15 protein-coding genes are annotated in these 24,587 nt (G+C 56.0%); 6 read left to right on the plus strand and 9 right to left on the minus strand.

The annotated features are described in order from the left end of the window. Positions 1–21: 21 nt before the first annotated feature. The 7 genes from VEV40_RS06440 to VEV40_RS06470 all read right to left on the minus strand — a co-directional run bounded on the left by VEV40_RS06440 (position 22) and on the right by VEV40_RS06470 (position 10,605). Positions 22–1,026 carry an HAD family hydrolase gene (locus VEV40_RS06440; RefSeq protein WP_324830978.1) on the minus strand — a complete coding sequence of 335 codons (1,005 nt, stop codon included), beginning with the start codon at positions 1,024–1,026 and terminating at the stop codon, positions 22–24. Between the two features lie 48 nt (positions 1,027–1,074). Further along, positions 1,075–1,590: a hypothetical protein gene (locus VEV40_RS06445; protein WP_324830980.1), complete on the minus strand. Its 516-nt coding sequence runs from the start codon at positions 1,588–1,590 to the stop codon at positions 1,075–1,077. Between the two features lie 262 nt (positions 1,591–1,852). Beyond that, on the minus strand, positions 1,853–3,451 hold the full coding sequence (locus VEV40_RS06450) for a transporter substrate-binding domain-containing protein (protein ID WP_324830981.1): 1,599 nt from the start codon (positions 3,449–3,451) through the stop codon (positions 1,853–1,855). Between the two features lie 156 nt (positions 3,452–3,607). Beyond that, entirely contained in the window at positions 3,608–6,697 is a 3,090-nt protein-coding gene (locus VEV40_RS06455; RefSeq protein ID WP_324830983.1) for a CusA/CzcA family heavy metal efflux RND transporter, read from the minus strand. A 14-nt stretch (positions 6,698–6,711) separates the two neighbouring features. Then, positions 6,712–7,887, minus strand: coding sequence for an efflux RND transporter periplasmic adaptor subunit (locus tag VEV40_RS06460; RefSeq protein ID WP_324830984.1), 1,176 nt, complete (start codon positions 7,885–7,887; stop codon positions 6,712–6,714). Further along, positions 7,884–9,170 carry a TolC family protein gene (locus VEV40_RS06465; protein WP_324830985.1) on the minus strand — a complete coding sequence of 429 codons (1,287 nt, stop codon included), beginning with the start codon at positions 9,168–9,170 and terminating at the stop codon, positions 7,884–7,886. The genes VEV40_RS06460 and VEV40_RS06465 overlap by 4 nt, the downstream gene beginning before the upstream one ends. Before the next feature lie 493 nt (positions 9,171–9,663). Then, positions 9,664–10,605, minus strand: coding sequence for a tetratricopeptide repeat protein (locus tag VEV40_RS06470; protein WP_324830986.1), 942 nt, complete (start codon positions 10,603–10,605; stop codon positions 9,664–9,666). Between the two features lie 57 nt (positions 10,606–10,662). On the opposite strand from VEV40_RS06470, the gene VEV40_RS06475 reads away from it, so the two are divergent. Further along, complete coding sequence (locus tag VEV40_RS06475; protein WP_324830987.1) at positions 10,663–11,664, plus strand: tetratricopeptide repeat protein; 1,002 nt, start codon at positions 10,663–10,665, stop codon at positions 11,662–11,664. 7 nt (positions 11,665–11,671) lie between these two features. Here VEV40_RS06475 and VEV40_RS06480 read toward each other — a convergent pair whose 3' ends face one another. Both VEV40_RS06480 and VEV40_RS06485 read right to left on the minus strand, forming a co-directional pair. Continuing rightward, positions 11,672–12,856: a tetratricopeptide repeat protein gene (locus tag VEV40_RS06480; protein ID WP_324830989.1), complete on the minus strand. Its 1,185-nt coding sequence runs from the start codon at positions 12,854–12,856 to the stop codon at positions 11,672–11,674. 133 nt (positions 12,857–12,989) lie between these two features. Then, positions 12,990–16,646: a TonB-dependent receptor gene (locus VEV40_RS06485; RefSeq protein WP_324830991.1), complete on the minus strand. Its 3,657-nt coding sequence runs from the start codon at positions 16,644–16,646 to the stop codon at positions 12,990–12,992. 322 nt (positions 16,647–16,968) lie between these two features. Between VEV40_RS06485 and VEV40_RS06490 the strand changes: the two genes are divergently transcribed. From VEV40_RS06490 to VEV40_RS06510, 5 genes are all read left to right on the plus strand, one after another. Then, positions 16,969–17,931, plus strand: coding sequence for a substrate-binding domain-containing protein (locus VEV40_RS06490; RefSeq protein ID WP_324830993.1), 963 nt, complete (start codon positions 16,969–16,971; stop codon positions 17,929–17,931). Beyond that, positions 17,931–20,072 (plus strand): histidine kinase, encoded by a 2,142-nt coding sequence (locus VEV40_RS06495; RefSeq protein ID WP_324830995.1) that lies wholly within the window; start codon positions 17,931–17,933, stop codon positions 20,070–20,072. Before VEV40_RS06490 ends, VEV40_RS06495 begins: the two co-directional genes overlap by 1 nt. Continuing rightward, positions 20,062–20,868, plus strand: coding sequence for a response regulator (locus VEV40_RS06500; protein WP_324830997.1), 807 nt, complete (start codon positions 20,062–20,064; stop codon positions 20,866–20,868). The genes VEV40_RS06495 and VEV40_RS06500 overlap by 11 nt, the downstream gene beginning before the upstream one ends. Before the next feature lie 83 nt (positions 20,869–20,951). Continuing rightward, positions 20,952–22,991 carry an alpha-L-arabinofuranosidase C-terminal domain-containing protein gene (locus VEV40_RS06505; protein WP_324830998.1) on the plus strand — a complete coding sequence of 680 codons (2,040 nt, stop codon included), beginning with the start codon at positions 20,952–20,954 and terminating at the stop codon, positions 22,989–22,991. 203 nt (positions 22,992–23,194) lie between these two features. Beyond that, positions 23,195–24,334, plus strand: coding sequence for a cellulase family glycosylhydrolase (locus tag VEV40_RS06510; RefSeq protein WP_324830999.1), 1,140 nt, complete (start codon positions 23,195–23,197; stop codon positions 24,332–24,334). Positions 24,335–24,587: the final 253 nt, after the last annotated feature.

The raw sequence follows: 24,587 nt of genomic DNA on the forward strand, positions 1-24,587 counted from the left end.
CTACCTGTGTAGTTTTACCAACTATATTCCAGGCGGAAAAACCACTTTCCAGTCTTTCTTCATGTCTACTACTGTCCAGCCCTTGGCGTTCGCTTCGTCCAGCGCTTTATCAAGCTTTCCAAAGCTCGATTCACAGTCATAAGCATATTCGCGTGCTGCATCCGTGTGGTGTACGAGCAGCATGAAGCGCGGGCCATCGCCTGCGGCAATCCATTCGAGCATCTGCTGGTCGCCATCGGAGTTGCCGAAGGCGGCTATGGGACGGCGGCCTATGTACTGGTTAATCCCGACTGGTTTGCCTTCCTTGTCGTCAATGAAGTCGATCTCCGGAAGCCGCATCAGATCAGGTTTGCCGTCAACCATTTCGAATTTCGTCTTGATGGAGCTGCCCACGACCTGTTCAGGGGGTATGCCGTAGACTTCCTCCGTCCATGGACGCATGAACTCAACTCCACCACCCGAGACAATGTAAGTCTTAAAGTTATTAGCGCGGAGATAGGCCAGCAGCTCCAGCATAGGCTGATAAACGCATTGCGTATATGGACGTTTGAACCTGGGTTGTTGCGCAGTGGCGAGCCAGTCGGTGACGATCTTCTGGAACTGGTCCACGGTCATGCCTGCGTGCGTCGCCGCCATAAGCTGCACGAGCCCTCTCTCTCCGGTTGCGGCTACGGCTTTCATATCGCCATCGAGAACACCCTTGAATGGCTGCGTCGTCTTCCATTCCGGATGCTTCGGCGCCAGTTGCTTAACGCGGTCGAGCATAAAAGCGAGCTGTACATACATGGGCTGCTCTACCCACAACGTGCCATCGTTATCAAATGTGGCGATACGCTGATCCGCCGGAACGAAATTTGGAGTCCCTTCCTTGGTAACCTTTTCAACGAAAGCAATGATGGCTTTCTTGGGCGCGGTATCGTTCCACGATGGTAGAGGATCTGTCTGCGCCTGAACACAAACCAGCGAGAGCGCGGTGAAAACGATACAGATGCACGAACGAGGCAACGCGCTCCTCGCTTTAGCCATTCGCCCCTCCCATCAGATGAGCATTTGAACAAGTAAGGACGAGACCTTCTATTGCTGGACCAGAGGGATTGCCGACGATAGTTGCAGATCGATCAGCATGACAAGCCTGTGATCAAGCTGAAAAAACAGAGCCGTTTTTTTGCCGGAAATCACCTTTCCAAAGATCGGGATGTATTTCAGCCTCAACTGTGCGACAGATTCATCCACTTCGAGGGCCTGGCGAGTGAGGCTTTGCGCCTGGTCGTCGGTCAGCGTGTCATAGTTCTGCGCAAATTGTTTGATTGCCGCATACTTCTTATCGTTAATCTTGACCAGCTCGGCGGTGTACTGATCGTAAACAGGCCAGAACTGTTCAGCTTCCTTGTCGCTCAGGTTCAGGTTGGCCGCAATGACCTGCTTCTTTTGAGAGCGAATGTCCTTGCGAAGCAGGTCGATGTCCTGGTCGGTCGAGCTCTGGGTCTGGCTGGACGAGCTGGCTTGCGACGAACTTGTCTGAGAAAACATAAACCGGCTGGAGAGCAGCACTATTGACGTCACTATGACAAGCGCGATCCGGCGTTGCATGATCATCGGTTTCTCCTAAGTATTGAAAGGTAGGGGCCCGGATTATTTTGCACTTCTTATGCTGTTTGCGTATTAACAAATTAGCCTTCTGCCTGTGAGTTCCCGAGAACAGAAAAGGCATGGTTTAAGTGCCAGCTTTGCGTTCAGCATGCTTACACCTGTCTAAATGTGCGTGGCAGTATGATGGATTTTCAAGGAGAGGCTTACAACTGTTAACTCTTACAGTATGTCGCGCAAATGGGGGCCCTAATGACGCGGGCAGCTACTTGCTCGCCACTGCGTTGGGCTTCTGCTGCTTTTCTTCAACCGTCAATTTGTAAGCGACGTAGTACTTATAGATGTTGCTGACGTAAGTGACCGTCTCCTGCCCGACTTCTTTGGCCACTTCCAGCTCGACATTGCCAAACCATTTATTAGGATCAAGTCCGTCATCTTGCGCTTTCTTGCGCAGGCGTGCGATTCGATTCGGCCCAGCGTTGTAGCTGGCAAACGTGAAGAGCGTTTTGTTCATCGGATCTATGCCGGGATCATTGAAATAGGTATCAGCGATATTGCGCATGATCTTCACGCCTGCATGAATGTTCCCGTTTGCGGTGCTGACATTTGGGATGTCGATCGGATTGGCAGCCGCGAGCTTCGGAATCACCTGCATTACTCCGACCGCACCAACGTGGCTCTTCTTGTCCTGATCGAGCAGCGACTCCTGATAGCCCTGCGCGGCCAGCATCAGATAGTCGAAGTTATACTCGGCCGCGTATTTCTTGAAGAATTCGACATAGGCAGTGAACTTCTGCATTTCCTCGGCGGATGTTGAGTTTGTGATCCATTTCGTATTTTGCAGATAGCGGCGCAGGAGTGTATTTCCGAAAGACGTTCCTACCGCATGGGTTTCGGCAAACTCATCGACCAGTTGCTTAAGCTGCGGATTGTCTTTGCGCATCACCCAGGCCAGGTCATTTCCGCTGGCGACAACAAGTTCAGAATGTGACTTGATATTCGGCAGCACCTGCGCCCACAAATCAGCCCTGGGTTTGGTTGTAACCGTTGCCGGAATAAGTCCCGCATTTGCCATCTGAATCAGATCGTCGTCGTAGAGGTTAGAGTCGGCGGTCTTAATTGTCAGTGGATGCTTGCCCGCTTTCTGCTGCGCATCGCTCACTTTCTTGAGATTTTCGTAATAAGTAGTCAACGGATTGACATAGATGGCCTTGCCGGCAAGATCGTCAAAACTGGATACATTGGCCAGAGCCGGTCCAGTCACGACTACTTGCGACACGTCTTTCTGAATTGGAGCGGAGAAAGCGACTCTCTGCTCGCGCTCCGGGGTAATGACGACCCCCTGTGCAATAAGATCACCCAATCCCTGAGTCAGCGCGGCTTCAAGCTGGTCGGGACGCATGGGAAGAAAAACTACCTTCACTGGCAGCTTGCCTGTTTTCAGTTTTTGGTTAGCGAACTTCTCGAACTCCTGGAGGGCCTCGTATTGGATGCCCTGAGGCTTTCCGGCTTGATAGAAGAACCCGATAGGGTTGACGATGACTAAGGCCCGAATGCTTCGCTGCTTTGCCATCTCGTCTAGGTCGCCGGTGCGTTTACCGAACGCTGCAGGCAACATCAGTGTCCCCTGTCCAGCTGCTTCCCCACTGTTGGCGTTTGGAAGCAGAGACTCCGGAGCGGCTTGTTTCGGCGATTGTTCCTGCGTGACGGGAGGCTGTTTTTTGCCGCAGCCCGCAACAGCTAGCCATCCTATTGAGAGCACAATCAGCAGCGTTGAAGCGCGTCTGGAAAAGACCTGTGCATTTTTTTTGTTATGGAGAGAACCTTCAGAAGCTATGGCTGTTTGTCCACTTGCGATTGCCATCTTTAAACTCCAGAACGGAAGCAGCGGCTTGGCTCGATACGGGGCTGAACAACAATACAATCCCAAATTATCCGCAAAGGATACTGTGAGAGTTGACAGGGTCAACTCTTTGCAACCGGCGCAGTTCTAACTCTCCATACCTTGCTGGCGTCCTAATCACACCTGCAAGACATCTCCGTCGCGGGCGACCATCTCATACAGCACCGGATTGACGAAGAAGCCGAGGAAGAGCCGCGAAATCAGTCCCGTTACGATGACAATGGCGAAGGGCTTCTGCGTGTCCGAGCCTATGCCGGTGGAAAGCGCGGCGGGAAGAAGTCCTAGGCACGCGACTAGGGCAGTCATCATAATCGGCCGCAGCCGCAGGAGAGAGGCTTCGAGAGTAGCCGTGCGGATGTCCTTGTTTTCAATACGCAGCTTATTGATATAGGAGACAAGGATAACCGCGGTTTCTACCGAAACGCCCATCAGCGCGAGTAGCCCCAGCGCTGACGAAACGCTGAACGTGGTATGCGTCAATAAAAGCGCGGGCAGCACACCCACTGGCACTGTGAGTATGACGCCGAGAGCAATGGTCACAGGAAACTTGATGTTGCCGTAGAGCGCAAACAGAATCATGAAAATGATGAGCACTGCAAGAGGCCCAATCAATTCCATCTGATGCTTCGCTTCGAGAAATTCGCCGTACTCGCCGCCCCAGGCCAGCCGATAGCCGGGAGGCAGCGACTTGGCAATGTCCTCAATAGACTTCTGACCATCGGCCACGGCCCGCTCAAGGTCGCGGCCCTCGATGCTGTACTGCACGCCGATATAGCGTGAGTTGTTTTCGCGGTAGATAAACGATGCGCCGCTCGCCTCATGGATATTGGCAAGCTCGCTGAGAGGAATTTGCTGGCCCGCCGGCGTTCCAACCAGCAGGTTGCCAATCTGTTGCGCGTTTTCGCGGAATTCCGGCTTCATGCGCACGACAAGGTCGAACAGTTTTTCGCCTTGAATGACCTGCGTGGCTGCTTCGCCTCCTACAGCCGCCTGCACGATTGCTTCGACATCGGCAACGTTAATGCCATAGCGGGCAATCTTGTCTCGATCGACATCGATCAGCAGGCTCGGCTGACCAAGCTCGCGTACAACGGTGAGTTCGGCAAATCCGGGAACCTGTGAAAGGCGGCGCTTGATCTCAAGCGCTTTGCTTTGCAGAACGTTCAGGTCAGGACCGTAAATCTTCACTGCGAGCGCGCTCTTTAATCCTGTCAGCGCTTCGTCAACCGCGTCTTCGGCAGGCTGCGTGTAGTTGAAGATGACCCCCGGAAACGCCTTGAGCTGGTTCTGGATGTCCTCGGTCAGTTCAGCTTTGTTGTGGATCGAAGTCGCCTTCCACGAAGCATCGTTATAAGGCTTGAGTCCGACGTAAAACTCGTCGTTGAAGAACCCTGTAGGGTCGGTGCCGTCATCCGGGCGTCCAAGCTCGGAACCGACATCCGTGACCATCGGATACTTCATCAAAATATCGCGGACTTTCGGCGAAAACTTGCTCGCTTCCTCAAATGAGATCGTATACGGCATGGTGGCCCGCACCCATAGCGCGCCTTCATCGAGGTGCGGCATGAACTCTCCGCCGATGAAGGGAACGAGCAACAGCGAAAGGGCGAAGATCACCGTGGAAGCCACCATCGTGGTCTTCGGGTGGTTGAGGCACCATTCAAGCTGAACGGCGTACTTATCACGCACCCATTCAAAGGGCTTGTTAATGCGCTCACGCACACCTTTCTTGAACCAGTAAGCGCACATCACGGGAACGAACGTGAGCGTCAGGATCAAGGCGCCAACGAGCGCGACGGATACCGTGTCCGCCATGGGCTTGAACAGTTTCCCTGAAGGTCCAGAGAGCGCATAGATCGGCAGATAGCCGGCGATGATGACGGCGACGGAATAGAAAATGGGACGGTCTACGTCTTTGGCGGCGTCGAGGATCACAGTTTGTAGGTCGTAACTTTGGCCTTCACGCAAACCAAGCTCACGGAAGATGTTTTCGACCATCACCAGCGTGCCGTCAATGAGAATGCCGAAATCGATGGCGCCAATCGAGAGCAGGTTTGCCGCAACGCCGCGAAGATGCAGAAAGACAAAAGAAAACAGCAGCGACAAAGGAATGGTGAGCGCAACAATCACTGCAGCGCGAACGCTCACCAGGAAAAACATCAGGACGATGAGAACGAGCGCCATCCCCAGCAGCATGTTGTGCTCGACCGTGTCGATAGTAAGTTGCACCAGGTCGCTGCGGTCGTAATAGGGCCGTACTTTGATGTCTGGCGGCAGTATCTGATTGTTGAGTTGCTCTGTTTTCGCCTCCACGCCCTTCAGCACATTTTGTGTCTGTTCGCCGCGCCGCATCATGATGACGCCTTCAACCGCGTCATTCGTTTTGTTGAAGCCGAATTCGCCCAGTCGCGGCGCGTTCCCGATGGTTACGTCGCCGATATCGCGTATCCTTACCGGCACTCCATTTTGTGAGCCAACTACGATGTTGCCAATGTCCGAGGTGTCGTGGACAAGCCCGAGGCCGCGAACATAGTAGAACTGGCCGCCTTGCGAATAGAATCCGCCTCCTGCATTGGAATTATTGGCGGCCAATTGCTGCAGCACAGTCGGCACCGTGATGTGGTAGCCGTAGAGCCTTGCCGGGTCAAGCAAGACCTGATACTGCATGACAGTGCCGCCGAATCCCGAATCGTCAGCGACACCGGGAACCTGTTTATATTCGCGCTCAATGACCCAGTCTTCGTAAACCTTCAATTCCTGCGGCGTCCGGTCGGGACTTTGAATGACATATCGATAGACCAGCCCGGACGGACTGGTAAGCGGTGCGAGCGTCGGCGTCACCCCGGTCGGATACGTCACCTCGCTCAATCGCTCGAAGACCACTTGGCGCGCGAAGTAGTCGTCGGTGTCTTCATCGAAGGTCAGCCTGACGTCCGAGAGGCCGTAAAGCGAGATCGACCGCATGACGGACATCTTCGGAACGCCGTTCATCTCGACTTCGGTTGGTACCGTAACCAGACGCTCGACTTCTTCGGCAGCGTGTCCCGGCCATTGGGTAATGATCTCGACCATCGGCGGAGAAAGATCGGGGTAAGCGTCCACCGGCATGTGCTGAAACGAGATCGCTCCCGCGACCGCAATAATCAACACCACCATCAGGACCAGCAGCCGTTGACGCAGGGCAAATTGTACGATGCGATGAATCATTTCTGGCCTGCTCCTCAGTGCTGCAGCGAGTTGGCAAATTGAAGAAAGAGACTGCCGTCGCCCACAACTTTTTCGCCAACGGAAATGCCCTTCAGGATTTGGGTCTTCCCGTCCTCGCTCTGGCCTGTCTCCACATCGCGCCTGCCAAATTGATTTGAGTTGACGGCGACATAAACAAACGGCTGGTTGTTGTCATCGCGCAGGACAGAAGAATCGGGTACCGCAATGGCATTCGGAATAGATCCTGCCGTCACAATGACGGTGCAGTACATGTCCTTCTTCAGCTTTTCGCCCGGGTTGTCCACCACGATGCGCGCCTGCAGTGTTCTGGTGTTTGGATCGAGCGCGGGTGAGATATAAGAGATTCGTCCATGAAAGCTGTCCGGATAGGAGCTGGTCTGCACCACGACGTTGTCTCCGCTATGCACGGAAGCAAGATCAGCCTGGTAAACATTGGCCAAGACCCAGACCGTGCTCACGTCGGAAATGGTGAACGCCTGCGTCTGCCCCGCCTGTACCACCTGGCCTGGAGCAACGAGACGCTCTACAACTTCGCCGCTAATCGGCGCCAGCACGGGAATCTGCGCGGAGCTTGGGGCTTTCATCAGATCGCTGGGATTCTTGATGCCCAGAATTTTCATTCCCTGTTCAGCCGCGTTCAGATCGGCCTGGGCCTGGTTGCGGTCTGATTCAGCCTGTTCGAGATCACGTTCGGCGATGGCGTGGTGTTGATATAGGTCCTGTGCACGAGTGTAGTTTTTGTTCGCGAGACGGGATGAATCCGCGGCCTTCAGATAGGCATCCAGCAATTGCGAATAATCAGGACTGCTGATTTCAAGCATTGGCTGGCCGGCTTTTACATGCTGGCCGGGCAATACCAGAACGCGGCTTACCGGCCCGCCAACCTGCGTGATCACCGGCGTAGTCGCAAAAGCGTTATACGCCACGCTGCCGGTAAGCCGAAGCGTGCGTGTCAGCGTGGTGGGTTCGAGAGTAATCACCTGCACATGCGACATCTGGTCTTCAGGAATGGTGAAGAGCTGAGGCGTCGTCGCCTTCGTGGCCTTTGTAGAAAACGACGTCATCTCGCTCGCCCGCTGCCGGTCGTTCGAACTGCACCCGATAACAACGCACATGGCAGCGAGCGCGATGGCGCCTTGAAGCCTGCGTATATTTTCTGTTCTTGTCATGGCAAGCTCCTTGTTCCCACCGCCTGGCGTAGCTGTTCAACTGCAAGCAGATATGAAGCGAGGGCCTGCCTGTAAGCAAGCTGCGTGCTTCGATAGCTGCGTTCCGAATCAAGAAAATCAAGCAGGCTCGCCGCGCCGCGCCGGTAGGCGTATTCACTTATGTCGCGTGACTGCTGCGCCGCATCCAGATAGCCCGAGCGGTATAGGCCAATAACCTGATCGTTCGAGTGCAGATTCTCAAAAGCGTCTCTTACATCGGTAAGGACCTGGCCATTCGCGAATTTTTCCTGCTCCTGGGCCTGCGTGATGCCATAACCCGCGCGGGCAATTTCACCCTGATTGCGGTCGAAAACAGGCAGTTGAATCTGTCCGAACAGAGAAACCGTGTTGTAGGTGATATGCGTGTAGTTGATCTGGCCCGTAGCGTCCCGTTTCCCGTTCGCCTTTTGCAGTTGGTACTGGCTGTTCGCGGCGGTCACGCCCTGCTGCGCCGCCTGCAGATCAGGCCGGTTCTTCAGCGCAGCCGCTTCAAAGTCTTCCAGATTACCCTTGACTGGCTGGTAGTCGAACGCTCCCGCTACGTCGTAATCAGCCGGAACTGATTCATATCCCAGAAGCTGCCGCAGGTCCGAAAGCCCCTGCACCCGCGCAAGCTGTGCTGCCGACACATCCGTCTGAAACTGCAACATCTGCAGCTTGATCTTCAGCAGATCGTCCTCACTGATGTCGCCCGCCTTATACCGCGATTCGCTGATGTCAAGCGTGTTCCGAAAGCTCTTAAGGTCCTGCTGGGCCAGCGCCAGCGTCGATTCAGCCATCTCAACATTGATGAACTGCGACGCAACATTGAACGAGAGCGTGCGCTCATTGTCGGCAACCTGCGATTTCGTCACTGCGGTTACGTCTTTGGCCGCCTGCAAGCGGTGTTGCCGCTTTTTCCCCCGCTCAAAGAGATAACTGACGCCGAGATCGAATTGGGCCGTGTCGTCGATATAGTCCGCCGAGAATTGGTCCGGCTGAAAAATCGGCAGGAACTGCGCATCTCCTATCAGCACCGGGTTAGGGCGAAGGTTCGCAGTGACTTCCTCCGCCTCGCTCTGCTGGATCGTGGTGCGCGCAGCCAGCAGATTATGGTTGTGCTGGAGCGCCAGCCGAATTGCATCATCGAGCGAAATGAGTGTTGTACCCGGCTTCTGCGCGAGCGTCTGTGCCTGCGGAGCCGCTGGTGGCGATTGTCCGGTCGCAGGCGGAGACTGCGCGCCAGCAGCCAGCGAAAAAGACACAAAAATAAGCCAAATCAAGCGATATAAACGCTGTAAACGCATGAGGAATCAGCCTTCTTTCAGGAAAGCAGGAACATCTCACGCTGCCGAAGGCAGCGCGCGGGCAAAGCGGCTGATTTATGCTGGCGGCGCTCGCGCGGGGATGCGCTGAACGGTAGGGACCCAGATCAGACTGTAGCGTGGAGCTTCCGGCCCCGGGCCGGTAGGAACCAGGTGAACGATCTGCGCGGTTGTCGATGGCGCTTCAACCGCCTGATGACTGAGATGGCAGATCGGACACGTCTCAGGCGAAGAATTGATGTGCTGATGCCAAAGTTCGCCACACGTCGTCCCAATCAATAGCGCAAGCAGCGCGATTGGCAATACCAGACGACAGATTCGCTTTCGATCACACATTACCGCAGGGCAGTCAAACAGATAACAGTCTCTAGTTTAGTTCAGACGGGAAATTTATTACCAACATTCTAATTCTTGATACTACACCTCTCATAGATTACTGCGGCTGATAAGGCTGCGCGGCAAGGCGTTTTGCCTGGTCTTTGCGCGCGTTTTCCGCGTCGGCAAGCTGCACAGCGCGGGCGAGCTCTTTTTCCGATTCGTCTTTGCGCCCCAGCCTGGCCAGCGTCAGACCGTGATAGTACCGCGCCTGCTGGAAATCAGGCGCGAATTGAATGGCCTTCTCCAGGTCGCTCTCGGCTTCATCGTATTGTTTTGCTTTGAAGGCGAGAATGCCGAGACCGGTCCATGCGCCGCCGTGTTGAGGATCATGTTCGGTCGCCAGCATGTAGTATTGCTTTGCCTGAGCCGCATCGCCTGCATTACGCGCAATTTCTCCCAGCCGGTAATACGACTCCGCCTGATGCGGCGACAGATCAATCGACTTCTGAAATTCAGCGCGTGCTTCATCCGTGCGCTGCAACATCTGCAATAGCAGGCCATAGCCGTAATGCGCCGACGCATCATCAGGGAGTTGCGCGAGGTAGGCTTTCCACGCTTCTTCCGACGCCCGGGCCTGGTTCAAATTCATCTTGACCCGGGCAATAGCATAAAGCGTTTTCGGATTTCCGGGGCGAAGCTGCTGTGCCTTTTCGAGTGCTGCGTCCGCGTCATGATTGAGGTTCATCGCCTCTTCCTGAATGCCGGTGTCGGTCAGCAGCTCGGCATCGTCAGGAATCCAGTAGTTTGCCCGGAGCAGGAAAGCCAACGCCAGATCATTATTGCCAACGCGTTTCGCCGCCAGTGCTTCGTTGATTGCAGTTTCTACCTCGCCTTCCCTTGCCGCGTTGTCATGGGGATCCTGTTTCAGGACCTCCTCGTATGCGTCCAGTTTCGCGCTCTGGGGAGCGGTGGAGTTGGTCGTCTGCGTGGAAGAAATAGCTGCGCCAAACAGCGCGATCAGAGCACAGCTAAAGCAGATTGTTATGCGCGGAAGCACTGCCTTCCAGAATATTATGAGTGGGTGAAGCTTTGCTTTTCTCGCGGCCCTGGCTGCGTGCCTTCTCTGGTTATCCTGCTGGCCGTAACCTGCACAACGGCGCGCGCGCAGGACACGCTTTACGCTCAGGGACGCGCCGCTTTCGATACGCAGCAATGGGAAGAGGCAGCGCGTTTGATGAATGCGGCGGAGATGGCCGCGCCGGGATCGACGGACGCCCTGCTTTTTGCCGGGAAAGCGATGTTGCGACTCGACCGTCTGCCGGAAGCCGACAAGGCGCTGACCAGTTTCACGGAGCGTCATCCTGATTCGGCGGATGGACTATACACGTTGGGGCTCGCACAGCAGCGGGAAAACAAGCCGCGCGAATCGCTGACTACCTTTACGCGCGCAGCCAAATTGCGGACGCCGACCTCGGAGCAGCTTCAGATTGTGGGACTCGATTACGTCCTGCTCAATGACTACACAGATGCGATCCACTGGCTGGAGCAAGCGGTCGAGTTCGATCCGAACAATGGGGAAGCGTGGTACTCGCTTGGACGCTGCGATTACACCCAGAGCCGCTTTCATGATGCGGAGAAGGCTTTTGCTAAAACGCTCGCGCTGGACCCGGGCAACATGAAGGCGGTGGAAAATCTCGGCCTGGTTTATAGCGCTGAAAACCGTCTCGATGACGCCGACAAAAGCTTCCAGAAGTCGATTGCTCTGGCGCGCAAAACTCAATCAACCGACGAATGGCCGTATCTCGACTACGGCAGTTTTCTGCTGGACCAGGATCGCGCCAAAGATGCTATCCCGCTTTTGCAGCAGGCCGTTGCTTTGAACGCAAAATGCGCGCAATGCCACGAAAAACTGGGCCGCGCGCTGGCTGCCTCGGGAAATTTGCCTGAAGGAATCAGGCAACTTGAACAGGCGATTGCGCTTAACGCGAATGACGCGCATCTGCATTACGAGCTTGGTCTCGCATACCGTAAAGACGGCCAAGAGGCGCGCGCGAAAGAGGAGCTTGCATTGAGCGAGAAGCTTTACGGAACTAAAACGGCTGGAGACAGGAAGTAGCTTTCAGTCATTGCTTTTCAGAAGCACCCTGGGCAGCCGCACTGGCTGCATTCAGCTTCCGCCAGTCCTCGACTTCCTTTGCGCTCGCTTCGTCGGCGGATTGCTTTAGCTGTTCGTATTTCAGCGCCGCTGCGCGCGCTTCCGCGGTTTTTCCAAGACGCCGGTAGATTTGCGAAAGCTGGTACCAGGCACGCCGCTGCATCTCGCCATCGAGCGTGGTTGCGCGCTGAAACTCGGTTACGGCCTCCTCCTCTTTTCCTTCCGCAGCCAACGCGCGGGCCAGATAATAATCAGCCCCGGTGGGATGGCCATAAATTTTGACAACCTGCTGAAGCAATGGAAGAGCCGCGGCTTCCTGCCCGCTGTCTACCTGGGCGCTGCCCAGGTTGTACATGGCGATCGGATTTCCGGGTGTCAGCTTCAACTGCTCGGCGAAGGCTTTCGCGGCCTGATCGGCCTGCCCCAGCTTCCGGTATTCCCAACCCATGCCTTCATACAAATCGGCTTCTTTCGGAGCAAGCTTGATGGCCAACTGGTATTCCTGAATGGCGCCCTTGTGATCATCGGCCTGCGCGTCGATAGCCGCATTTAGCCGATGCAGGCGCCAGGACGCGGGATCCAGCTTGTACAGGGCCGTATAGCTTTCTTTGGCTGCTGCCATGTGCGCCTGGACGCGGTAGTCGAGAACATTCTCATCTTTCGGCGCAAGTTCGGCAGCGGTATCCAATGGACCGCTCGCCAGCTCGGGATGGCCCGTATTCAGTTCAACAATTCCGAGCCAGGTCAATGCCTGGACGTTTTTCGGGTCTTCTTTCAGCGCCTGCTGGAGATCGCGAAGGGCGCTGTCCGCGTCATTGCTCTGATACTCGGCAATGCCCAGAAAAAGATGCGCGCCAGGCGAGGCGGGATCAAGCTCGAGCGATTTCCGGATCGAAGCAATCGCTTCCAGAAGCTTGCCTTCTTTCAACTGGGCAAGGCCAAGATCGAGGCGAGCCGGAGCGAAAGAGGGATCGAGATCCGCGGCTTTGCGAAAGGCTGCTTCCGCTGCAGCGGCATTTCCCGCGTGCATCTGTTCGGCGCCCTCCCTGAAGAGCGACTGCATCTGGTCCGGCGCCGTTTGGCCCAGCGAAGCTCCAGTAAGAATCAAGGTATAGGCGATCAGCCCGCAATATCGAAGACTCGCAAACCGCATAGAACTAGGCCCACGCTAGAAGAGCAATTCAGCCTTGTCAAATCCAGGAAATCAGATCAAAAGCGAGAGATGCCGGGCAAAAAATATGGGGAGCGCAGACTCTCAACTGCGCTCCCCGGGAGGCCAGTTTTGGCTAGAAGCTGATTCTGCCTGTCACCTGAATCGCGCGCGGCGAGTTGGCCTGGTAAGTTGGAATGCCGAACGTGAAGTCAGCTGGATTGCTGTCCGGAGAGCCGAACAGGTGACGGTTAAATGCGTTGAGGAACTCGAACTTCATCTCAAAGGCCACACTCTCGTGGATCGGAATTTGCTTAATTAAGCTGAAGTCTTCGTTCTTCCAGGCAGGCATACGTATATTGGTCACCCTGGGTGTGTTCCCGAGAGTGTATGGCAGGTTCAGTGGCGAGGCGTTCACCGCCGCCACCTGATCAATGAAGGCCGGGCTCGCAGTTCCATTGTGGTATGCCGGCGCGGAACTGGTATCGGAGCCGTTGAAGAAGCTGTTTGTAGTTGGATCGCTTCCATTGGCGGTATTAAATGGATTGATTTTTTTCCACCCGCTCCGGTAGACCGCGCTCTTGATAGGAACGGTGGGAACAAGGTTGTAGCGGGTTGCGTTCTGCCAGCCGGGAATTCCCGCTGTGCAGCAGAATGCCATTGGCTGACCGTCCTGGTAGCGCAGGATGGCCCCAACCTGCCAGTCGCCCAGGATGTAACTCAACGGCCCATGATTCAGGAATGGCTTGCCCTTCCCCAAAGGCAGTTCATAGAAGGGGCTCAGGACGAACATGTTGGTAATGTCCTGAACGCTGATCGCTTTCTCTTCATGCAGGTTTGAGGGGTTCTGGACCTGCGGCTGGCCGGGATTGGTGTTCGGCAGCGCGCTGTCGGTGTCGTTGAGGTTCTTGGACCATGTGTAGGATGCCTGCAGGCTCAACCCATCGCGGAAGCGTCGCGATAAAGACAGGAGGAGGGCATTGTAGCTGGAGTGGCCGGTGGCCTCCAGGCAGCAGCCGGAATCGATGAAGTCATATTGGGGGAAGGGACGTAGCGCTTGCTGAATCTGCACCCCGTTGCCCCACAGGTTGAAATATCCAGTGAACGGAACAGGCACACCGTAGGAATTATTCATCAATTGCTGGCCAAGTTCCTTGCCGAGCGCGATGTCCGGATAAGGAATGTTGTTGATGTTCTGGTTGTTGGCCTGCAAATTCTGAGCCGCGCTGCCGACGTAGCCGATGCTTGCGATCAGGTCCTTGGCAAGTTCCTGTTGCACTTGCATGTTGTAGTTGTAAACAGCGGCCGGGCGTCCTGCGCCCTTCTCAATATAGGAGCCGGGAAGGAAGGCGCCATTGTACTGGCCAGGGTCGAGATTCGGAGGAGCCGGGAAGGAAGGATAGCCGTTGTCGATCACAAAGGATGGATCGAAGCCATTCTTCGACGGAAATACGGGACTCGATTTGTAACCGGCGTTCATCGACCCGCCAAAATCGTCATATTGGAGTGGACCATACAGGATGCCGGCTCCGCCGCGCAGCACCGTTTTCCCATTAAGCCACGGCGGCGTGTATGCAAAGCCAACTCTCGGAGCAATGTCTTTGAAGTAGGTATCCGCCCATTTCGTGTTGCATCCATTGCAGGTAGTACCGAAAATCAATGCGCCGGGCACGCCATACTCCGGATCGATGGCAGTTGGGCTGAAGTTGGACGTATTGTTCAGCGCTTCATGCCGTGGCACATCGACGCTGTAGTTCACGCCTAAATTGAGCGTGAGATCCCTGCTAATCTTCCAGTCGTCCTGCACATATCCCGAGTAGTACCAGGATATCCACCGCGACTGATGGGCATAGACGTTCTGGCCTCCGTTGCAGGCAAGACCCAGGAGTTCGCTGGCCAGTCCATTGCCGTTATTGCTTGATCCTTGATACGCGGAAGTCTGCGCCGCACAGAAATTGATTGACGGGGAGTTGTTGTTGATCGGCGAGTACTGCTGATAGCGGATGTCAGTGCCGAACGTCAGGCTATGGGGACCTTTCTGCCAGGAAAGACTATCCACTAGGCGGAGTCCATTGTCGATATTATCGCCATTATTCGGCATGCCCTCCTGAGCAGTCACGCCATTCGTGATCACCGGGAAGTTCTTGCTGACCGCGTTTCCAATCCCCAACAGCCCGAACCAATCCTTGCCTTCCAAAGCTGGCACTGCGAAGTTGATGCTGTTAGAGCGGTTCGATCCAACGATGAAGTGGTTTAGGAGGTCGGGTGAAAAACTGTAATCCAGTCCAAGGCGCCAGAAGTGAGTTTCGAAGTCCTGCTTCCATGTGGCAAAGTCGATCGGATATGGCAGGTACTGCGGCGCACCCGAAATGCGGTTGTTGTCACGCGAGCTGTACGAGCTCCAGAGCTTCAGCTTCTGCGTGATGTTGGTATCGATGCGGACCGTTAACGTCGTGTTCTCGATCGGAGCGGTGCTGGAATAGGAGAAATTGTTGAAGACATTCCCGTTGGTTGGCGCCGGGAAGTAGCTCAAAAGATTCTTCACGACGGGCGAGAACCCTCCCATAATTTTGTTGCCTGGGTAGGCGGTGCGGCATCCCACGCCATTCACAATTCTGGTGGTGGAAGGATCAAATATCTGCCCCTGATAGACAGGACTTCCATCGCAAGGATTCGTGCCTACTACATTCGATGGATTGAACAGCGCCGGACTAGAGAAGTCGCCGGCCAGCTCTGCCGCTGTCGGAACTGTAGTGATGGTGGTCGCGCCCAGGCTGTATTTCAACTGCTCCCAAGCAAAAAAGAAGAACGTCTTGTCGCGGCCGTTGTAGACCTTCGGGATCCAAACCGGACCGCTGAAGGTGCCGCCGTAGTCGTTCTTGCGGTCCACTGGCGTAGCGAAAGTAGAAGCGCAGGCCGGTGTGTCATTGGCGCCCGAGCATTGCAACGCCCGGTTGCCGCCGTTAAACCACAGGTTCGCATCCAGGGCCGTATTGCGAAGAATTTCAAACGCGTAGCCGTGGAACTGACTGGCGCCGCTCTTGGTAACGAAATTTTCAAATCCACCCGTGGTGCGGTTGTATTCGGCCGAGGGAAGGGCTTGGGTGACAGTCAATTGTTGCAGCGCATCTACTGACGGTGCCTCTTCATCGAAGGAGGACCCATTCTCACTGCGCTGCTGGCTGAGGCCGTCGATCAACACCTCGGCACCGTAGTCCTGTCCGCCGGCGATCTTGCTGAAGAAAATGCCGTTCGGACTGTTGGCTGTGCCAGGGCCGGTGTTGCCAGGCAACAGAAAGATAAATGCCTCCGGGGAACGGAAAGCACCCACGCCACCCAGAGCCAGAGGCAGGTCATGGTACTGATCGGCGGTAATCGTGCCGGATATATCGGAGCTCTCGGTCTGTAGTCGAGGAGCATCCGCTGCAACGGTGATAGTTTCAGTCGCTGCGCCAACCTGCAATACAACGTTCACGGCCGCAGTGACCTGAAGGTTCACCTGGATTCCAGTGAGCTTTTGTGGCTGAAATCCAGCTGCAGTTACGTTGATATCAAAGGTGCCGAGAGGAACCTGAGGCAGCCGGTATGTCCCGGCTGAGGTGGAGACCGTCTCCTGAGTCGTTCCGGTTTTTTCGTCAACCGCCTGCACCTTAGCGTTCGGGACAACGGCGCCGGTGGAGTCTGTGATGGTTCCCGCTATGCTGCCGAATACGGTTTGCGCGCTGGATGGAAGAGTAAAGGAGAAGCAAGCCAGTATCGCCGCGAATCCTGTCGCAAGCCTCAAAGATTTCATTTCAACCTCCTGAAGAAATACTTCTCATTCACACGGGGTCTTTTTGCTGGTCGGGGGATGAATGGATTTCGCATCTCCTCCCGAAACATTGCGCTCCCGGGGTGCATGCCTTACTGTGACGGTCTCTATGTTTAGTAATCATGTGTAAACGCTCTCATTAAGTGAGTGGAAGCGTTTACACTCATTTTCCAGTTGTAATATATAATCCCCGCCAGAGTTGTCAATAGCTTTCTTTAAAGGATCGTGGAATCCAGGCTCGATGGCGGTTTCTGGCAGGCTTCATGGTCTTGGCGTGTGTCAATGTGGGAGTGCGAGGCAATGAGTGTCTGACCCGTGGTTAAGGCTGATGCTGGCGGCATGCGTCTGCCTGGCGGTCGGATGCGGCAAGCGGGAGTTCCGCGTGGCCGTCATTCCCCGGACTACGGCGGAGACGATATGGGAAGCTGTTCACGCCGGGGCGGAGTTTGCCGCGAGTCCGGCAGGCATTCAGGTGTATTGGAATGCTCCGACCAGCGAAGACGATTTCCAGCAGCAGGCGGCTCTGATCGACCGCGTGATTGACGAGCATTATCAGGGGCTGATCATTGCCCCCGACCAGCCGCTCGTGCTGATGACTCCAGTACAGCGGGCTGTAAGCAGGGGAGTGCGTACCGTCGTGATTGCCGCGCCGCTGCCGCTGCCTCCTCAGCGGGACCTCGCTTATATCGTGAATGACGATGAGGCAAGCGGACGCATGGCTGCAATGCGCATCGGCAAAATACTAGGAGGCAAAGGACGCGTCGCAGTGCTCGGCATTGATCCGGAGTCGCTGAGTGATCTGACGGTCCTCCATTCCTTGGAAAAGACATTTGAGGAAAACTTCCCTGGCATTGTGATCGAAGAGCGCAGGCCGGGGACGCATAACGGGGTCGAGGCCCAGCAAATCGCCGATGAGGTCCTGGCTGGCCACCATGATTTGAACGCAATTCTCGCGCTGTCCGCTGTGGCGACGTATGGAGCGATTGCCGCATTGCAGGCCAGAGGCCAGACGGCCCAGGTCAAGCTCATCGGCTTCGAGCAAAGCGTTGAGATGGGCAACGAAGTCCGCGCCGGAGTGATGGACTCCTTAATTGCCGAAGACACATATCAGATGGGATATCGCGCTCTTACCCTGCTTGCCGAGCACCGCGATGGACCGCTTCCGGCGCAGGAGATCAAGCTCGAGCCTACTCTGCTGACCAGCGAAAACATTGACTCACCGCTGGCGCAGCGTCTTATCAATCAGGACTGGAGGCGGAAGCCTTGATGCGGCTGTCGAAAGGCGTGGTCTTGTATTGCGCGGGCGTGGGAATGCTCATTGCGGCCGCATTCGCCCTCTACATGCGCAGCCCGTGGCGGGGACTTCCCTATGGTGACTCCTTTGCGTCGACTAGAACTGACGAATGGACGCCTTATTCCGGCAACTGGACCATCGTAGACGGGGCCATTAAGAATGATTCCAGCGATCGTGGCGCAAAATTTGTTACCGGTTCTCCATATTGGAAAAACTATTCGGTAGAAGCCAACATGCAACTGGTGGCAAATGGCGGAGACGCCGGACTCATGATCCGCGTCAGCGGCGCCGAGCGTGGAGTGGATTCGTACAATGGCTACTATGCCGGTCTGCGTACTTCTGACCAGTCACTCGTGCTTGGCCGCGCGGAGCATGGATGGATCGAATTTCCCCCCGTGAAAATGCCTGGTGGCGTGTTGCCTGGCAAGTGGTATCACCTGAAACTGAGCGCATTTGGCTGCAGCATCAGCGCCTCTGCTACTGATATAGAAACAGGCGCCGCAACCACAGTTGAAGCTCATGATCCGCACTGTTTTGCTTCCGGTAGGATCGGATTACGTTCCATGGCCGCGGGCGGAGTATGGCGTAATATTCGCGCCGAACGCATCTCAAGTGCGGATGCAGCGCGGCTTGCAGCTGCTCCGCCTCCAGCTGAAACCGCGATTTATCCCACCAGTCAGGGAACGCCTGCGTTCGCTTCTGTTCCCAATCCAGCCCCTCCTGTGGTGGAAAGAGCACACAACGAGGGGCTGACACAGCCTATCCGAAATCTGCACCTGTTTTCGATAAGCCATCCCGCACGGGTTACGGTACGCGGTTCTGTGATTGATACCGAACCGCTGTTCATTCAGGACTCAAGTGGCGGCGTGGAGGTAGAGCTAAAAAACAAGGTCCCGCTGCGCGTGGGCGATGAGGTCGAGGTGGAAGGCGATGTCTATCCACACGGTCTGACGGCAACCATTGGCAATGCGATCGCGCGTCCGCTGGGAGGGTTGACACCACCACCGCCACTGTCGGTGACCGCCGACCAGGCCGCTACCGGCGCATACCACGCGATGTACATCGAAGTGGAAGGCACGCTGCACAGTAAGACAGATGCTCCGGATGGCTTGCTGAATCTCGAGTTGCGCGATGGCCAGCAGGTCTTTCGCGCGCTGGCCAGCTCTGCCGCTACAGAAACTGCCTTCCGAAGGCTCGAAAAAGGCAGTGTAGTCCGCGTGCGCGGAATCTGTTTTATAGACGCTGACCACACGAAGAATGCGGTTCCATTTGTAGTGCTTGTCAGCTCCGCCGATGACGTCAGAATGCTGGTCGGTCCGCCCTGGTGGAGCGCCGGGCATCTGATCGAGCTTGCACTGCTCATGCTGGTGCTCGGCTTCATTGTCCATCTGCTTTTCAGCCGCGCGGAAGAATGGCGGCTGCGCGCTGTGATTGACGAGCGCGAACGGCTGGCGCATGAAATTCACGACACCCTGGCGCAGAGCTTTGCAGGCATTGGCTTTCAGCTTCGCGCAATTCTCAATCGCATCTCAAGACATCCATCGCCGCTGGACAAATCCATGCTGATCGAGGAGCTGAACCGCACCAGCGATCTTGTGCGTCACAGCCACGATGAGGCGCGGCGCAGCATAATCACCCTCCGCCCGGACGCCACGGAGGCCGGCGGACTTGTAGCCGCCTTGGAACAGGTTGCAAGGCAGATGGTGGGACGCGTGCCAGTAGAGGTGGAGTCGTCGGTCGAGGGAGAACCTCGCACTATTCCTCTGCATATTCTGGATTGCCTGTTCCGCATTGGCCAGGAGGCGATTGCCAATGCCATGCAGCACGGGCATCCAACCCGTCTTCTGGTGCGCGCGGTATATGCGCCATCAACCATTACATTGATCGTTGAAGACAACGGCGCCGGTTTCGTTCCCAGGCCTGATGCGGATGGCTTTGGCTTAACCGGGATTCACCGACGCGCGGAAAGCATCCAGGGGACTGTTGAAATTGAGACTGGCCCGGGAAGAGGCACGCGGATTAGTGTCCGCGCTCCCGCCGTTCTCAAGCGGGCCAGATTTTTCCGCCTCGCGTATGATGAGGAGCAGCGGGAGCCAAGCAGCCGTGTCTCGTGAGACAACAGACGTGATTCGGATTCTGATTGCTGACGATCATCCGGTGGTGCGCGCAGGACTCGCCAGTATGCTGGCTACCTATCCCGATCTTGAAGTTGTCGGCAGCGTACCGGATGGCAACCAGACCATTTCTACCCTAGTCAAGAAACAAGTCGATATTCTGCTGCTCGACCTGCGCATGCCTGCGCTTAATGGAATTGAAACGCTACGCGCCCTGAAGCAGCTTAAATCGCCGCCCCGGGTCATCGTGCTCACCAGCTACGAGAGCGATGATGACGTATATGAGGCCATCCGCGCCGGCGCGCACGGTTATCTGCTCAAAGCATCGTCGGTTGAGGAAATGATCGACGCCATCCATGATGTCCATGCGGGCGAGCGGCATTTTCCGCCGCACATTGCAGCGCGCTTTGCCGACCGCGTACCCCGCGCCCATCTTGATCAGGAACAGCGGAGCATTTTGGATCTCATCTCTGAGGGCATGACGGACACGCAGGTTGCAGAAAAAGTCGGGCTCGATGTTGCCGAGGTCTGGGAGCGGCTGAACGCGATCATCGAAACGCTCGATGCGGCGGAAGAAGCCCGCGCCAATGCCGCGCAAGGAAGGCGCGTAACCATATCAGACATTGCCCGCAAAGCGGGTGTTTCCATGGCAACCGTCTCGCGTGTGCTGCACAATTCGGGCAAGCACTCTGAAGAAACGCGCCGCGCCGTGATGAAGGTCGTGAGCGAATATGATTTTCAACTCAACGACAATGCAGCCTCGCTGGCCATGATGCGCAATACGTCGCAAAGCTAGTTGCTTATTTACAGCCAGCGCGGTTTATATTGGTTGATCCAAAAAGGGACATATGCCCCGAATTTTCCTAAGGACTTGAAGAGATGACGCGGATCGTTCCTTTGGCATTAGTCACGCTGCTTGGTGTAAGCGCTTCCACAATGGCTGCTGCTCAAAGTATCGTGAATCAGCCTGTTCCAGCGACGGCAACCATTCAGATAGACGCGTCACAATCGGCGGGAGCCGCAATTCCGCGAACTATCTTCGGAAGCTTTCTCGAACCCATCGGCAACTCGACCTACAACGGCCTGTGGGCGGAAATTCTGCAGAATCCCAGCTTCGAAGCAGGAATGTGGAGCGCGGGCAACGTAGGCCGGATGCTTCACGACGATCCTGAATTGGGTCGCGCTTCTTCTCTGGGACTGCCGCTGCCCTGGGAGCCGCTTGATCCCAATCAAGGAAATCGCTATGAACCGCGCTACGGAAACGCCGCCAATTCATGGCGCTCGCTGATGATTATGGGCGTTCCCGGCGAGCCGACCGGCATCCGGCAGAAGGTCTATCTGCCGGTGCATCGAACGCTGGAATACAAAGGCAGCCTTTACGCCCGCCACCTTGACGGACCGTCCGGCCTGACTATCTCTATTCGTCGACATGACGGTGGGGACGCGCTGGCGTCCGCGCATATCGATGCGGCTTCGGATTCATGGACGAAGTACAGCTTCGACCTGAATCTGCCCGAGGGCAAACTGCACCGTCTCGATCCGGCTGACTTTGTCGTGCAGGTGGAAGGCGACGAGCGCGTGGAGGTGGATGAGTTTTCCTTGATGCCGGCGGACGCGCTCGACGGCCTCGATCCAGACGAAGTGGCGATGGCCAAGGCCATGGAGACGCCGCTCGTGCGCTTTGGCGGCAACTTCACCTCCGGGTATCACTGGCGTGACGGAATCGGGCCTCGCGACAAGCGCGTAAGCATGTTGAATCTGGCATGGGGCATTCCTGAATACAACACCTTCGGCACTGACGAATTCCTGCACTTCTGCGAGCTGATCGGGGCTGATCCGCAGGTCGCGCTGAATCTGGGCAGCGGGACTCCGGAAGAAGCCGCCGACTGGGTGCGCTACATTGACGAGCACTGGCACAAGCACGGCGGACTCACCTGGGAGTTGGGCAACGAGCTTTGGGGCAGTTGGAACACCGGTTGGCCTACGCTTGATCAGCTTGCCGCGCGCACGCTGGCGTATAGCAAAGCGATTCGCGCGGTCGATCCGAATGCGGTCTTGATCGCTACCGGTGCTGATCCGGACAACTACACGAAGTGGAACGCGACGCAGTTAACCAATCCGGCGAACACCTTCAACTATCTCTCAACCCACTTCGTAGTCACGAACACGGATGTGCGTATGCCCCATGCCAGCACAGACTTCATCACGCAAGCGGCGTTTGCGCTGCCCATCGGGCTCGAAGCAAAGCTTAAGGAGATGCAGCAGCAGATCAACTCCATCCCGGCATTTGCCGACAAGGCGCACATCGCCTTTACCGAGTGGCTTTTTATTGGGAACCGTCCCGGAACGCCCAGCTTCAGAAACATGGGCGGCGCCATCGACACAGCGGGCTTCTTCAATATGCTGATGCGCAACAGCTCTATCGTGCCCATTTCCGACATGACCGGCATCATGGAGTTTGCTGGCATCTGGAAGGCACGCAGTCAGGTGTTTGCCGCGCCCGGCTACTACGCATTCAGGATGTATTCAACCTCGCATGCGACGCGCCCGGTGAAGGTCGAGACGCAGGCGGGAAGCTACTCAGTGCAACACGGCGTTGGCCGCATTCCGGACATTTCCAACGTGCCGTATCTCGACGTTGTGGCCGCCTTGAACGACAAAGGCGATACGCTGAATCTGTTCTGCGTCAACCGCAGCCTCGATACGGACATTCCGGCGGACATCAAAGTTGCTGGATTTACGGACGCTTCTACTGCCGAGATTTACACCCTGCGCAGCGCCAGCATAAGCGACGGAAACGACGAGGACGATCCCGAGCGTGTAGCTCCCGAGAAGACTGAAGGACGGGTTGACCACGGCGCTTTTGGGCACGTCTTTCCGCATGAAAGCGTGACCCGTATTGTGCTTCACCGAAAGTAGGGGAACGAGGAGTGAGCGCCCGGTTTAACTGTGATCGACAATGCAACATTTGGCAGGGATATCTTGATGCTGGGAGCAGGTAGAAGCACCGGCCTTTAGGCCGGTGAAATAGGAGCCCGGCGCGAAAGGGGCTTTAGCCCCGGGACCTGCTTACATAATGATGGAAGCGCTTCCGACAGAGGCAGCGCATTTTGGAGGGGACAGTGAAGCACATCCGAATTTTCCTGCTGGTTGTTCTTTGTTCATTACTGGTATCCGGCTCCGCACTGGCCCAGCGGTGGACTGAATCGAAGGCGAATGCATGGTACGCGCAGCAGCCCTGGTATATAGGCAGCAACTTCGTACCACAGGACGCGATTAACCAACTGGAGATGTGGCAGGCGGATACCTTCGACCCCCAGGAGATTGACAAGGAACTTGGGTGGGCGCAACACATCGGCATGAACACCATGCGTGTCTTTCTGCACGACCTGCTGTGGCAGCAGGATGCGGCAGGTTTTCAGAAGCGCATTGATACGTTCCTGACTATTGCCAGCAAGCACCACATCAAGCCGGTATTTGTGCTCTTCGATTCATGCTGGGACCCAAACCCGAAGCTCGGTCCGCAGCATCCGCCGATTCCCGGAGTGCACAATTCCGGATGGGTGCAAAGCCCAGGCAAAAAAGCCCTCGAAGACCCCTCGCAGTATCCGCGCTTGAAAACCTATGTGCAGGGAGTGATCGGCGCATTTGCCAATGACGACCGCATTCTGGCGTGGGATTTGTGGAACGAGCCCAGCAATGGTAACAACAACTCCTATGGAAAAGAAGACCCGAAGAACAAGGCGCATTATGTCCAGGACCTGCTGCCGCAGGTATTCGAGTGGGCACGGAGTGCGCATCCATCGCAGCCGCTGACCAGCGGCGTTTGGACGGGAGACTGGTCCTCGCTCGACAAGATGGACCCGATCACTCGCATCCAGATTGAGGAGTCGGACATCATCTCATTCCATAATTACGGCTGGCCTGAGGAATTCGAGCAGCGCATCCAGTGGCTGCTCCAGTTTCATCGGCCCATTATCTGCACGGAATACATGGCGCGCGGCGCAGGCAGCACCTTCGACACGATTCTGCCGATTGCTAAGAAATATCGTGTCGCCGCCATCAGCTGGGGATTCGTAGCCGGGAAAACACAGACATATCTGCCATGGGATTCCTGGCAAAGGCCATATGTGCTCATTCAGCCGACGGTGTGGTTCCACGATATCTTTCACCCGGATGGAACACCGTACCGCCAGCGCGAAGTAGAGTTGATCCATGATCTCGCAACGTCGCCCACCCCTGCGTGGAATGAGGGTAAATAGCGTATTGTGCTAGGGCCTGTTAACACTATTAGGACGGCAGCGAAAGGAGCGGATTTTTTCGAGTGCGAGAAGTGAGGAGCGACGAATACCGGGTGTATTTTAGCGACGAGGGAAAAAGCAATCGGCCCAGAAATTGAAAAACGGGCCGCCTTCTCCTTCCGGGTTGCGGTCAAATCCGGTCATACTTCGTTGTCGTCCTGACAGTGGTCCCACCACAATCTTCGGACTCCGTCTCGTCTGGTCGGATTTTGAC

Origin of the sequence: Alloacidobacterium sp. (genome assembly GCF_035631355.1) — a bacterium.
In the GTDB taxonomy this organism is placed as follows: domain Bacteria; phylum Acidobacteriota; class Terriglobia; order Terriglobales; family Acidobacteriaceae; genus Alloacidobacterium.